The sequence below is a fragment of the Streptomyces sp. NPDC006368 genome (assembly GCF_040612535.1).
Lineage (GTDB): Bacteria > Actinomycetota > Actinomycetes > Streptomycetales > Streptomycetaceae > Streptomyces.
Genome location: NZ_JBEXQK010000016.1, coordinates 117,487 through 130,002 on the forward strand (window position 1 = coordinate 117,487; position 12,516 = coordinate 130,002).

At 73.8% G+C, this 12,516-nt stretch carries 11 protein-coding genes; 8 read left to right on the top strand and 3 right to left on the bottom strand.

Features of this window, described 5'->3' with window-relative positions:
- Positions 1-215 precede the first annotated feature (215 nt).
- The 6 genes from ABZZ38_RS15245 (at position 216) to ABZZ38_RS15270 (ending at position 6,444) form a co-directional block, all read left to right on the top strand.
- Complete coding sequence (locus ABZZ38_RS15245; RefSeq protein ID WP_356739657.1) at positions 216-524, top strand: thioredoxin family protein; 309 nt, start codon at positions 216-218, stop codon at positions 522-524.
- Positions 525-598: 74 nt separating this feature from the next.
- Complete coding sequence (locus tag ABZZ38_RS15250; protein ID WP_356739625.1) at positions 599-1,129, top strand: flavin reductase family protein; 531 nt, start codon at positions 599-601, stop codon at positions 1,127-1,129.
- A 202-nt stretch (positions 1,130-1,331) separates the two neighbouring features.
- Positions 1,332-2,117 carry an electron transfer flavoprotein subunit beta/FixA family protein gene (locus tag ABZZ38_RS15255; protein ID WP_356739627.1) on the top strand — a complete coding sequence of 262 codons (786 nt, stop codon included), beginning with the start codon at positions 1,332-1,334 and terminating at the stop codon, positions 2,115-2,117.
- A gap of 59 nt (positions 2,118-2,176) precedes the next feature.
- Positions 2,177-3,151: an electron transfer flavoprotein subunit alpha/FixB family protein gene (locus ABZZ38_RS15260; RefSeq protein WP_356739629.1), complete on the top strand. Its 975-nt coding sequence runs from the start codon at positions 2,177-2,179 to the stop codon at positions 3,149-3,151.
- Positions 3,152-3,320: 169 nt separating this feature from the next.
- Positions 3,321-4,610: an aldolase/citrate lyase family protein gene (locus ABZZ38_RS15265; RefSeq protein ID WP_356739631.1), complete on the top strand. Its 1,290-nt coding sequence runs from the start codon at positions 3,321-3,323 to the stop codon at positions 4,608-4,610.
- Positions 4,611-4,686: 76 nt separating this feature from the next.
- Complete coding sequence (locus ABZZ38_RS15270; RefSeq protein ID WP_356739633.1) at positions 4,687-6,444, top strand: serine/threonine-protein kinase; 1,758 nt, start codon at positions 4,687-4,689, stop codon at positions 6,442-6,444.
- A gap of 31 nt (positions 6,445-6,475) precedes the next feature.
- On the opposite strand, the gene ABZZ38_RS15275 is transcribed toward ABZZ38_RS15270, so the two are convergent.
- Positions 6,476-7,453: a LacI family DNA-binding transcriptional regulator gene (locus ABZZ38_RS15275; protein ID WP_356739659.1), complete on the bottom strand. Its 978-nt coding sequence runs from the start codon at positions 7,451-7,453 to the stop codon at positions 6,476-6,478.
- Between the two features lie 251 nt (positions 7,454-7,704).
- On the opposite strand from ABZZ38_RS15275, the gene ABZZ38_RS15280 reads away from it, so the two are divergent.
- Positions 7,705-8,670, top strand: a complete 966-nt coding sequence (locus ABZZ38_RS15280) for an ROK family protein (RefSeq protein ID WP_356739635.1) — start codon at positions 7,705-7,707, stop codon at positions 8,668-8,670.
- Positions 8,671-8,919: 249 nt separating this feature from the next.
- Here the strand turns inward: ABZZ38_RS15280 and ABZZ38_RS15285 are convergent, their stop codons facing one another.
- Together ABZZ38_RS15285 and ABZZ38_RS15290 are read right to left on the bottom strand one after the other, a co-directional pair.
- Positions 8,920-10,122 carry an FAD-dependent monooxygenase gene (locus ABZZ38_RS15285; RefSeq protein ID WP_356739661.1) on the bottom strand — a complete coding sequence of 401 codons (1,203 nt, stop codon included), beginning with the start codon at positions 10,120-10,122 and terminating at the stop codon, positions 8,920-8,922.
- Positions 10,123-10,548: 426 nt separating this feature from the next.
- Positions 10,549-11,199: a TetR/AcrR family transcriptional regulator gene (locus ABZZ38_RS15290; protein WP_356739637.1), complete on the bottom strand. Its 651-nt coding sequence runs from the start codon at positions 11,197-11,199 to the stop codon at positions 10,549-10,551.
- 115 nt (positions 11,200-11,314) lie between these two features.
- Between ABZZ38_RS15290 and ABZZ38_RS15295 the strand changes: the two genes are divergently transcribed.
- Positions 11,315-12,361 carry an NUDIX domain-containing protein gene (locus tag ABZZ38_RS15295; protein ID WP_356739639.1) on the top strand — a complete coding sequence of 349 codons (1,047 nt, stop codon included), beginning with the start codon at positions 11,315-11,317 and terminating at the stop codon, positions 12,359-12,361.
- The last annotated feature ends 155 nt before the right edge of the window (positions 12,362-12,516 follow it).

Consider the following 12,516-nt stretch of genomic DNA (forward strand, 5'->3'; position numbering starts at 1 on the left):
AGATTCTCGTCACGTCACGGCCGCTCGGAGCCGTCGGGGGGAATCACCGCGGGCCCCGCGAGCGCTGCACGTCAGGATGGTGCCGGGGCCGGGGAGAGAGGGTGGAAGCGGTGGCGGAGAAGGACCTGCGCGGTCGGGTGCGCGGCGGCGCACCGGACGGCGCGCACGGTGACGTACCGGACGGCGCGCCGGGTGACGCGCGCGGCGGCGCGTCGATCGATGTGCTGGGGCCGGGCGAGCTGGGGGTGCCCCTCGGGACACGGGCGACGCTCGTCCAGTTCTCCAGCGCCTTCTGCCGGCCCTGCCAGGCCACCCGGCGAATCCTGGCCGAGGTGGCGGCGATGGTCGAGGGCGTCGCCCATGTCGAGATCGACGCCGAGGACCACCTCGACCTCGTGCGCGCCCTGGGCGTCGTGAAGACCCCCACCGTGCTGGTGCTCGACGCCGCCGGCCGGATCGTACGGAGGGCGGCCGGCCAGCCGCGCAAGGTCGATGTCATCGCGGCTCTCGGACACGCGGTGTGACAGGCCGTGACGCATCTCCCACATCCCGGGGCGCCCTTGACCGATCCCCTCACGCCTCGTCAGGCTGACGCCCCATGACCGCCTCGTCCGACCTCGGCCTCGATACCTCCGCCCGGCGCGCCTCACCCGACCTGCTCCGCTCGGTCTTCCGGCGGCACGCGGCGGGCGTCGCGGTCATCACGGCCCAGGGGGAGCGGCCCGTCGGCTTCACGGCCACGTCCCTCACGTCGGTCGCGGCCGAGCCGCCGCTGATCTCGTTCGGCGTGGGCACGTCCTCCTCCAGCTGGCCGGTCCTCTCCGAGGCCGGGCACGTCGGCGTCCACATACTCGGCGAGCACCAGCGGGAGCTCGCCGCCACCTTCTCCCGCAGCGGCGCCGACCGCTTCGCCGCGCCGACCGCCTGGCGGCCGGGTCCCCAGGGCGTCCCCGTGCTCGACGGCGTACTCGCCTGGCTGGTGTGCCGCGTGGTGGCGCGCGTCCCCGCGGGCGACCACCGCATCGTCGTCGCCCAGGCGGTCGCCGGTGACGCGCACGGCGGTGACGCGCAGGGCGGCGGCCGGCCGCTGCTGTATCACCAGGGGCGCTTCAACGCGCTGAGGGACTGAGGGATCCTGGTCGTACACCCCCGTTACTCAGCGTTGGCAAGGTCACAGTTCAAAGCGCTTGCTTACCGGGAAAGCACTGGGTGTACTGACGAGTAATATTTCGTGCGGGGCGGCCACCGCCCCGAGCGGAAACCGTCCCATCAGGCGCCTATGCTGCGTGCAACAAGGCAGCCCAGTTATGACGATGTGTAGGAGAGCCGGCGTGAGCTTGAGGATCGTTGTCTGTGTGAAGTACGTGCCCGACGCCACCGGCGACCGGCACTTCGCCGATGACCTGACCGTCGACCGCGACGACGTCGACGGCCTGCTGTCGGAGCTGGACGAGTACGCGGTGGAGCAGGCGCTGCAGATCGCCGAGGACGCCGACGACGCGGAGATCACCGTGCTCACCGTCGGCCCCGAGGACGCCAAGGACGCCCTGCGCAAGGCGCTGTCCATGGGCGCCGACAAGGCCGTCCACGTCGAGGACGACGACCTGCACGGCTCCGACGTCATGGCCACGTCGCTGGTGCTCGCCAAGGCGATCGAGAAGACCGGTTACGACCTGGTCATCTGCGGCATGGCGTCCACCGACGGCACCATGGGCGTCCTTCCGGCGATCCTCGCCGAGCGCCTGGGCGTCCCGCAGGTCACCCTGCTCTCCGAGGTCTCGGTCGAGGACGGTACCGTCAAGGGCCGCCGCGACGGTGACACCGCGTCCGAGCAGCTGGAGGCGTCCCTGCCGGCCCTCGTGTCCGTGACGGACCAGTCGGGCGAGGCCCGCTACCCGTCCTTCAAGGGCATCATGGCCGCCAAGAAGAAGCCGGTGGAGTCGCTGGACCTGGAGGACCTGGAGATCGACGCCGACGAGGTCGGCCTCGAGGGCTCCTGGACCAAGGTCGACTCGGCGGCGGAGCGTCCGGCCCGTACGGCCGGCACGATCGTCAAGGACGAGGGCGAGGGCGGCAAGCAGCTGGCCGAATTCCTCGCGAGCCAGAAGTTCATCTAGGGCTCGCGCGAGCCACTCACCCGCCCCCAGCTCTTCGCATCGCAGGAGATTGAAGTCCCATGGCTGAAGTTCTCGTCTACGTCGACCACGTGGACGGCGCCGTCCGCAAGCCCACCCTGGAGCTGCTGACCCTCGCCCGCCGCATCGGCGAGCCGGTCGCCGTCGCCCTCGGCTCCGGCGCCGAGGCCACCGCCGCCACGCTCGCCGAGCACGGCGCCGTGAAGGTCCTCACCGCCGACGCCCCCGAGTTCGCCGACTACCTCGTCGTACCGAAGGTGGACGCGCTGCAGGCCGCGTACGAGGCGGTGTCCGCCGGGGGTTCCCTGGCCGCCGTGCTCGTCCCGTCCTCCGCCGAGGGCAAGGAGGTCGCGGCCCGCCTGGCGGTCCGTATCGGCTCCGGCATCATCACCGACGCCGTCGACCTCGAGGCCGGCGACGAGGGCCCGGTGGCCACGCAGTCCGCGTTCGCCGCCTCCTTCACCACCAAGTCCCGTGTCTCCAAGGGCACCCCGGTCATCACGGTCAAGCCGAACTCGGCCGCCGTGGAGGCCGCCCCGGCCGCGGGCGCCGTCGAGGCGCTCTCGGTCTCCTTCTCTGAGAAGGCCACCGGCACCAAGGTCGTCTCCCGCACCCCGCGCGAGTCGACCGGCCGCCCCGAGCTGACCGAGGCCGCGATCGTGGTCTCCGGCGGCCGTGGCGTCAACGGCGCCGAGAACTTCTCGGTCATCGAGGCCCTCGCCGACTCGCTCGGTGCCGCCGTCGGCGCCTCGCGTGCCGCCGTCGACGCCGGCTGGTACCCGCACACCAACCAGGTCGGCCAGACCGGCAAGTCGGTCTCGCCGCAGCTGTACGTGGCGGCGGGCATCTCCGGCGCGATCCAGCATCGCGCGGGTATGCAGACCTCCAAGACCATCGTGGCCATCAACAAGGACGCCGAGGCCCCGATCTTCGACCTGGTCGACTACGGCGTGGTCGGCGACCTCTTCGAGGTCGTCCCGCAGCTGACCGAAGAGGTCAAGGCCCGCAAGGGCTGACCTGCGGCATCTGTACGGCCCCGGGGCCGCGTGGTGATTCCCACCGCGCGGCCCCCGGTCGTTCGATGGACCATTGACGCATGTCAGGGCCACCCATTAACTTCGCCATGCGGATTGTTGATTCCGTGAAGCGGAAAAGCGGATCGTGAGAGCGCGGAGGGTGCGGAGCATGGGTCAGCAGGAGAAGGCGGCGACGAGTCTCGCCGGTGCGGTCAGCGAGGGCATCAGCGCCTCGCTCGTGTCGGTGGACGCCGAGCTCGCCCGCCGTTACCCGGGCGATCCCGGCACCCGTCAGCCCGTCCACACCGTCTACGTACCCGGTGACGCCTTCGCGGCCGGCACCATCCGCTCCTGGGGCGACCAGGCGCTCGCCATGCTCGACGAGCACGCTCCCGACGCCGCCTCCCTCGCCGCCGTCCTCGGCCTCTCGGACGAGCTCGCCGACGACGTCCACGCGCGCGTGCGGGCCAAGCTGGAGCGCGAGCCCATCGAGGACCTCCGCGTCGACTTCGAGGACGGCTACGGCGGCGGGGACGAGGACACCCACGCCGCCCGCGCCGCCCGCCTGGTCTCCGAGGCGTACGCCGGGGGCACCGCCGCCCCGTACATGGGCATCCGCATGAAGTGCATGGAGGCCGCCGTACGCGACCGGGGCATCCGCACCCTCGACATCTTCCTCACCGGCCTCATGGAGGCCGGCGGCCTGCCCGACGGCCTGGTCCTCACCCTCCCCAAGGTCACCTACCCGGAGCAGGTCACCGCCATGGTGCGACTGCTGGAGGAGTTCGAGAAGGCACGCGGCCTCAACCCCGGACGGATCGGCTTCGAGATCCAGATCGAGACCAGCCAGGCCATCCTCGCCGCCGACGGCACCGCCACCGTCGCCCGCATGATCGACGCCGCCGAGGGCCGCGCCACCGGCCTGCACTACGGCACCTTCGACTACAGCGCCTGCCTCGGCGTCTCCGCCGCCTACCAGGCCAGCGACCACCCGGCCGCCGACCACGCCAAGGCGATCATGCAGGTCGCCGCCGCCGGCACCGGCGTACGCGTCTCCGACGGCTCCACCAACGTGCTCCCGGTCGGCCCCACCGAGAAGGTCCACGACGCCTGGCGCCTGCACTACGGCCTCACCCGCCGCGCCCTGGCCCGCGCCTACTACCAGGGCTGGGACATGCACCCGGGCCACCTGCCCACCCGCTACGCCGCCGTCTTCGCCTTCTACCGCGAGGGCTTCCGGCAGGCCGCCGCCCGCCTGTCCGCCTACGCCACCCACGCGGGCGGAGACGTCATGGACGAGCCCGCCACCGCCAAGGCCCTCAGCTCCTACCTCCTGCGCGGCATCGACTGCGGCGCCCTCGACACCGACGAGGTCGCCCGCCTCACCGGGCTGACCCGGGCCGACCTCGACGGCTTCGCCGCGCCCCGGCGCGGCGATCTGACGGCCACCGCCCAGTAGGGCGCCAAGGCCGGCACCGCTGCCCCGTACTCTGTACGCGTTCGGACGGGAACATGACACAGGGAACGGGGCAGCGGTGTCTTCGGGGGAGAACGAACTGATCGCCGGGCGCTACCGGGTCGTCCGGCAGCTCGGCCGCGGCGGCATGGGCGTCGTCTGGCGCGCGCTCGACGAGGTGCTGGGCCGTGAGGTGGCCGTCAAGGAGCTCCGCACGTACACGGACTCCTCCGGCCATGAACTCGCCGACCTGCGGCTGCGGATGCAGCGCGAGGCGCGGGCCGCCGCGCGCGTGCGCCACCCCGGAGTCATCTCCGTGCACGACGTCGCCGACCACCGGGGCCGGCCGGTCATCGTCATGGAGCTCATCGACGGCCCCTCCCTCGACGACGTCCTGAACGAACGCGGCGTCATGGACCCGCGCGAGGCCGCCGCGATCGGCGCCAAGGTCATGGAGGCGCTGGGCGCCGCCCACGCCGTCGGTGTGCTGCACCGCGACGTCAAGCCGGGCAACGTCCTTCTGGACCGGGGAGGCCGCGTCGTCCTCACCGACTTCGGCATCGCCGCCATGGAGGACCCCGGCGACGGCTCCACCACCCACCTCACCCGCAGCGGCGAGATCGTCGGTTCGCTGGACTACCTCGCCCCGGAGCGGGCGCAGGGCCAGGACCCGGGACCGGCGTCCGACATCTGGGCGCTGGGAGCCACGCTGTACGCCGCGGTCGAGGGCGCCTCCCCCTTCCGCCGTACGTCGACGTGGTCGACGCTCACCGCGATCGTCGTCGAGCCGCTGCCCGAGCCGCGCCGGGCCGGCGCCCTCGCCCCCGTACTCCAGCAGTTGATGCACAAGGACCCGGCGCGGCGCCCGGACGCGGCGACGGCGGCGCGGCTGCTCGCCGCGGTCGGGGACGGCAGGGCGGCGCCCGCCACGACGTACGTGCCCACCGAGCGCACCGTCCTGCCGCCCGCGCCCCAGGGCTTCGGCCCGGCCCCCGCGCACCCGGCGCCCGCCGCCCATCCCGCACCCGCGGGCACCGCGTCCGCCGAGCCCCCGTCCGCGGGCTCCCCGGCCACGTCCTCCACGTCTCGGGCGCCGCGGGCGGCGGCGCGCAGGAGCCGCGCCAAGCTGCTCGTCGCGGCGGCGACGGCGGCCGTCCTGCTGGCCGGCGGGGGCGTCGCGTACGCCCTCATGGACGGCGAACAGCCCGCATCCGGCCAGGAACTCGCCGGCGACACGGTGGACCCGGCGCCCGGCGGCGCGGGGCCCGGCCGCGCGCTCGACCGGGGCGCCGCCGCGTCATCGCCCAGTGGAACGCCGGACACCGAACCGGCGAAGACCGGCGACACGCCGCCCTCGCCGTCCCGCAAGCCGGCCGTCCCCGGGGCGGACAAGGGCGCCGACGGCAGGGCCACGGAAGGCGGCAAGGGCGACGGGGACACCGGCGGCAACGCGACGGGCGGCTCCGGCAGCGGCGGCTCCACCGGCACGGGCAGCGATGGCGGCACGTCCGGCTCCGCCACGACGACCGGTGGCGGAGGCGACCCCGCCCCCGCGCCCGTCTGCCACTCCATCGGCGGCGGCAAGTACAACTGCCAGGTGTGGCGTACCGCGAAGTCCTACCGCGGCGACGGCGGCGAGGCGGGCATCCTCAACGCGGGCACCAACTACTTCTACTGCCAGGCGAACCTCGGACGCCGGGAGACCGACGGGGCGTGGACCAACGTCTGGTGGGCGAAGACCGACGACGACAGCGGCAACACCGGCGTATGGGTGAGCGACGTGTACATCAAGGGCGGCGACAACGACGCCCCGGTGCCCGGCCTGCCCGTGTGCTGACCCCGCGACCGCCGGCCCGACCCGTCCTCGCCTACGACGGCGGGAGCTCGCCCGAGCCGCGGGCGATCAGCGTCGTCCCCAGCACCACCCGCGCCGGGGCGTCCTCCGAGCCGTCCAGCCGGCGGAAGAGCCGCTCCGCCGCCGTGCGCCCCAGCGCGGCGGCGTCCTGCGCGATGACCGTGATGCCCAGCAGGTCCGCGAGTTCGATGTCGTCGAACCCCACCAGCGCCACCCGGCGCTCGCGCCCCGCCAGCTCCCGCACGGCCGTCACCGTCACCCGGTTGTTGCCCGCGAATATCGCGGTCACCGGTTCGGCGCCGGACAGCATCGCCGCGACGGCGTCCCGGACCCGCCCCGGCTCCGTCGAACCGAGCGACACCCACCGGTCGTCGACCGGCAGACCGGCGTCCTCCATCGCCGCCCGGTAGCCGCGCAGCCGCTCCACGGCGGTGTGGATACGCGGCTGGTCGCCGATGAAGCCGATGCGCCGGTGGCCGTGCGCGACCAGGTGCGCCACGCCCGCGCGAGCGCCGCCGAAGCTGTCGGAGAGCACCACGTCCGCGTCGATGCGCCCCGGCGGGCGATCCACGAACACCGTCGCGATGCCCGCCTTGATCTCCGGCTCCAGGTAGCGGTGGTCGGTGCCGGCCGGGATGACGATTAGCCCGTCGACGCGGCGCGCGCACAGCGCGAGGGCCAGCTCCTGCTCCCGGTCCGGGTCCTCGGCGCTGGACCCGTTGATGAGCAGCGCGCCGTGCGCCCGGGCGACCTCCTCGACCGCGCGGCTGAGCGGGCCGTAGAACGGGTCGGCGAGGTCCTCCAGGACGAGGCCGATGGAGGCGGTGCGGCCCTTGCGCAGCACCCGCGCGCTGTCGTTGCGGCGGAAGCCGAGGACCTCGATGGCCTCCTGGACCCGGCGCTCCGTGTCGGGCGTGACGCCCGGCTCGCCGTTCACCACGCGCGAGACGGTCTTGAGCCCGACGCCCGCGCGGGCGGCGACATCCTTCATGGTGGGCCGGTTGCCGTAGCGATGGTCGGGGCGGCGGTCGGTCTCGGCCACGGTGCGCTGTCCTGTCGTCGTCCGGTCTGCGAGGGCGCCTGCGGACACCCCGCGGAGGTGTCCGCGGGGTGTCCGCAGGGTGTGGCGTCGAGCATAGGCCCTGGACAACGTTGTCAGAGCAGCGGAGAGTAGGGCAGACTCTTCCTGCGCCCGCTCTGTGTCCGCGGGTGACGACAGCTCGTACGGGGGATCCCACACCGATGCACTCGCACCTCGTCGCCGCGCTCGACATCGGCGGCACCAAAATCGCCGGCGCGCTGGTGGGCGACGACGGCGAGATTCTCGTACGGGTCCAGCGGCCGACCCCCGCGCGGGAGGACGGCGAGACGGTGATGCGCGCCGTCGAGGACGTCCTGGCCGGACTCGCGGCGTCCCCGCTGTGGGCCGGCGTCACCGCCGTCGGCATCGGCAGCGCGGGACCGGTCGACGCCTCCGCCGGCACCGTCAGCCCCGTCAACGTCCCCGGCTGGCGCCGCTACCCCCTCGTCGAACGGGTGGGCGCGGCCACCGGCGGCCTGCCCGTCCGGCTCGTCGGGGACGGAGTCGCGATGACCGCCGCCGAGCACTGGCAGGGCGCCGCCCGGGGTTACGACAACGCCCTGTGCATGGTCGTGTCGACGGGCGTGGGCGGCGGTCTCGTCCTGGGCGGCCGGCTCCACACCGGGCCGACCGGCAACGCCGGGCACATCGGGCACATCAGCGTCGACCTGGACGGCGACCCCTGCCCCTGCGGGTCGCGCGGCTGCGTGGAGCGGATCGCCAGCGGCCCCAACATCGCCCGCCGCGCCCTGCAGAACGGCTGGCGTCCCGGCCCCGACGGCGACACCACGGCCGCCGCCGTGGCCGCCGCGGCGCGCGCCGGGCACCCGGTCGCGGTGGCGTCCTTCGAGCGCGCCGCGCAGGCACTGGCCGCCGGGATCGCCGCCACCGCGACACTGGTCGAGATCGGGATCGCGGTGATCGGCGGGGGAGTGGCGGGCGCCGGTGACGTGCTGTTCACCCCCCTGCGGCGCGCCCTGCGCGACTACGCCACCCTCTCCTTCGTCCAGCGTCTGACGGTCGCCCCGGCCGTCACGGGCACCGACGCGGGGCTGCTGGGTGCGGCGGCGGCCGTATCGCCGCGCGGCCACGACGAGGCGCCGACGGCGGTGTCGCTCAGCGGCTGACGTCCCCGGACGCTCGTGGTGTCGCGCAGCGGGTGAGGATCCCTCAGCGGTGGAGGGGCGGACGCGGCCCGGCGCCGCGGCCGGACAGGATGCGCTCCCGGACCGCCGCCGCGCTCGCCCGCGGAACGCGCTCCCGTACGTCCGCGATGGCGCGGTCCGAAGTGCCGGTGGACGACCGCGAACCCGCCGGCCGGGCCGACCCGGCCGGTCCACGCACCCCGGCGGCGGCCCGTCCGCGACCGCGGCCCCTCAGCGGCTGCGGCTCTGCAGCGTCCGCGCGACCCTCGGGCCCAGCCAGCGCTTGAACCGGCGCAGCGCCTCCATCCGCTCGGCCGCCCGGTCGATCCGGTAGTACAGCTGCGGCGGCACGTACGGCAGCAGCGGGGAGTGCCGCTGGCCCAGCAGCGCGAACATCCGCGCCGGTTCGAGCCGGACGTAGCGGGGGAGGTTCTCGTACCACTGGGCGCTGTAGTGGGCCGCGCTGCGGACCGGCAGGAGGGCGGCGATCCGCTCCCGTTCGTAGCGCGCGAGTGCCTGCCGCGGCTCGGGGGTCTCGCGCACCGCCGCGGCCAGGGCCATCGCGTCCTCGAGCGCGAGTGTGGTGCCCGCGCCGATGGAGTAGTGGGTGGTGTGGGCGGCGTCGCCGATCAGGACGACGTTGTCGCGGTGCCAGGTCCGGTTGGTCACCGTGCGGAAGTTCAGCCACCGCGCGGCGCCGTCGGCCTTCTCCCGGCCGATCAGCCGGTGCCCGTCCAGCGGCTCGGCGAACAGCTCCTCCAGCAGCGCCAGCCCGTCGGCCTCGGCCGCCCGGTCCAGCCCGAGGCCCCGCCAGGTGTCCGGCGAGCACTCGATGACGACGGTGCTGCGGTCCGCGTCGTACCCGTAGGCGTAGCACCAGATCCAGCCGTGCGCCGTCTCCACGAAGGCGAAGGTGAAGGTGTCGTACACCTTGGTGGTGCCGAGCCAGATGTACTTGTTGCGCCCGCTCGTGACCTCGGTGCCGAAGTGGTCGGCGTGGCGGTCGCGCAGCCCGCTGTGAACGCCGTCACCGGCCACGACCAGGTCGGAGTCCGGGAACTCCGCCCCGCCCGGGATCTCCCGCTCGTAGGCGATCCGCACACCCAGGGAATCGGCCCGCTCGGCGAGGAGGGCGAGCAGCCGGCGCCGGCTGATGCCGAAGCCCTCGTCGCCGTCGTGCACCGTCGTACCCCCGTGGATGTGCGCGACGCCGCCGCTCCAGCGGACCGAGCTCCGGCTGATGGCGCGCGCGGACTCGGGGTCATGGGCGTGGAGCTTGTCGAGCAGCCCCGGCCAGTACGTCACTCCCCAGCCGTACGTCGAACCGGCCGGGTCGCGCTCGTGGACGGTGATGTCGTGGGAGGGGTCCTGTCGTTTCATGAGGATCGAGAAGTAGAGCCCGGCGGGCCCGCCGCCGACGCAGGTGATCTTCACGCGCCCTCCCGTGAACAACGCAATCTGCCCATTCGGGCACGAAGGGTAACAGTCGGGATCTATGGAACCGTGCCTCTCCGGTCGGCGTCGCGGGGAACGGACGGCGCGCGGCGCCACCCAGCCGACGCCGGGTGCCACGCCGATCCCCGCCGGGGTCGCCCCGAAGCCGAGGATCCCGACGGCGAACACCCGCCGGTGGCCGTACAGGTCGCCGAGGCGCCCGGCGAGGACCAGCAGGCTCGCGACCGCGACGAGGTAGCCCGTAGTGGTCCACTGGTCCACTGGTCCACTGGACCGCGACGAACGAGGCGTGCAGGCCCCGCCGCATGGTGGGCTGCACAACCGCCAGAACCGTCGTCTCCAGGGGCACGAGGGCGGCGCCGGCGACGCTGCCACCCACGACGAGGCGTCGATGCCGCGCCGCGCTCATCGGCGTCCCGGACCGAGGTGGGCGTCGATCGCGGCGCGCAGCAGCGGTTCGACGTCGTCCGACCCCGTCGCCGGCCGGAGGCTGCCCCGGCCCCACAGTTGGGCGATGCCGTGCAGGTTCGCCCACAGGGCGCCCGCGACGACGTCGGGCGGGGCGTCGGTCCGGGGCCCCGCGCGGCCGACCAGGTCGACGAACATGTCGAAGAGCGGCAGGCTCGTCCCGCGCGGACCCAAGGCGTCGCTCTCCGGCAGATCGTGGCGGAACATCAGCTCGAACATGCCGCGGTTGGTCAGGGCGAAGTCCAGGTAGACGCGCCCCAGCGCCAGGAGTTGGTCCCGGGGGGACGCGGTCCGGGCCCCACCCCTCGTCTCGGTCGGGCCGGCGACCCCGGCGTCCCCGCCATCCCCGATCGCTCCGATGGCCTCGGCCGCCCTGGCGGCGAGGGCGGTGAAGCCCTCCCGGGCGATGGCGGACAGCAGCGACAGGTGGGTGGGGAAGTAGCGCCGGGGAGCCCCGTGGGACACCCCGGCCCGGCGGGCGATCTCCCGCAGCGACAGGGACTGGGTCCCTTCCCCGGTGACCAACTCCACCCCGGTCTCGACCAGACGGGCGCGCAACCCTGTGTCGTGTTCACGCGGTTCCTGCATGGACGCTGTCTACCAGGAGGAGTAGACAGTGTCTACGAGCCGTCCTGTCCGGCGGCGGGTTTCCGTGGCAGGGTGGTGCGGGCAAGCCACTGGGGGCTACGGAGGAGGGGGAGCCGTGATCGTCTGGATCAACGGTGCGTTCAGTGCGGGCAAGACCGGCGCCGCGCGCGAACTGATCGATCTGATCCCGAACAGCACCTTGTACGACCCCGAGATCATCGGCGGCACGCTGCGCCACCTGCTGCCGCAGAAGCGGTTCGCCGAGGTGACCGACTACCAGGACCTGCCCATGTGGCGGCGCCTGGTCGTGGACACCGCCGCCGCGCTGCTCGCCGAGGTCGGCGGGGTGCTGGTGGTGCCCATGACGCTGCTGCGCCAGGAGTACCGCGATGAGATATTCGGCGGGCTCGCCTCCCGCCGCATAGCCGTCCACCATGTCGTACTGACACCGGATGAAACGATCCTGCGCAGGCGTATCGCCGCCCGTGAGGAGTTCGACGGCGACCCGGACGGCAACGAGCGCGTGCGGCAGTGGGCGTACGACCACATCGAGCCCTACCGCGCCGCGCTCGGCGGCTGGCTGGCCACCGACGCGTACGCCGTCGACAACAGCCACCTCACCCCCCATCAGACCGCCGAGACCATCGCCGAGGCGGTACGCGGCGGAACAGCCGGCGTGTGCGAGATCGTCCAGACCCCGGAGCCGACCGGCGAAACGCTCGCCGCCGGAGTGCTGCTCTTCGACGAACAGGACCGCGTCCTGCTCGTCGACCCCACCTACAAACCCGGCTGGGAGTTCCCCGGCGGTGTGGTCGAACCCGGCGAGCCACCCGCCCGCGCCGGCATGAGGGAGGTAGCCGAGGAGATAGGGCTCGAACTCGAAGGCGTACCCAGACTGCTCCTCGTCGACTGGGAAGCGCCCCGCCCGCCCGGCTACGGCGGCCTGCGCCTCCTCTTCGACGGCGGTCGCCTCACCGGCGCCCAGGCCGACCGGGTCCTGCTGCCGGGCTCCGAACTGCGCGGCTGGCGCTTCGTCACCGAGGAGGAGGCGTCCGGCATGCTGCCCCCGGTCCGTTACGAGCGCCTTCGCTGGGCCCTCCGCGCCCGCGAACGCGGCACCGTCCTCAACCTGGAGGCCGGCGTCCCGGTCGGCACGGCCTGACCCCGCCCGGTTCCGGGGTGACCGACTCCCGCTCCACCGGCGTCGGCCACCCCGCCTCCGGACTTCCCGGTCCCCGCCGCGCCCCGCCGCCGGGGGCGGGCTCCGCGCGGACGGGCCTACGGCCGCGGGGGGGGGGGGGCGGCGCCCGCCCGCGG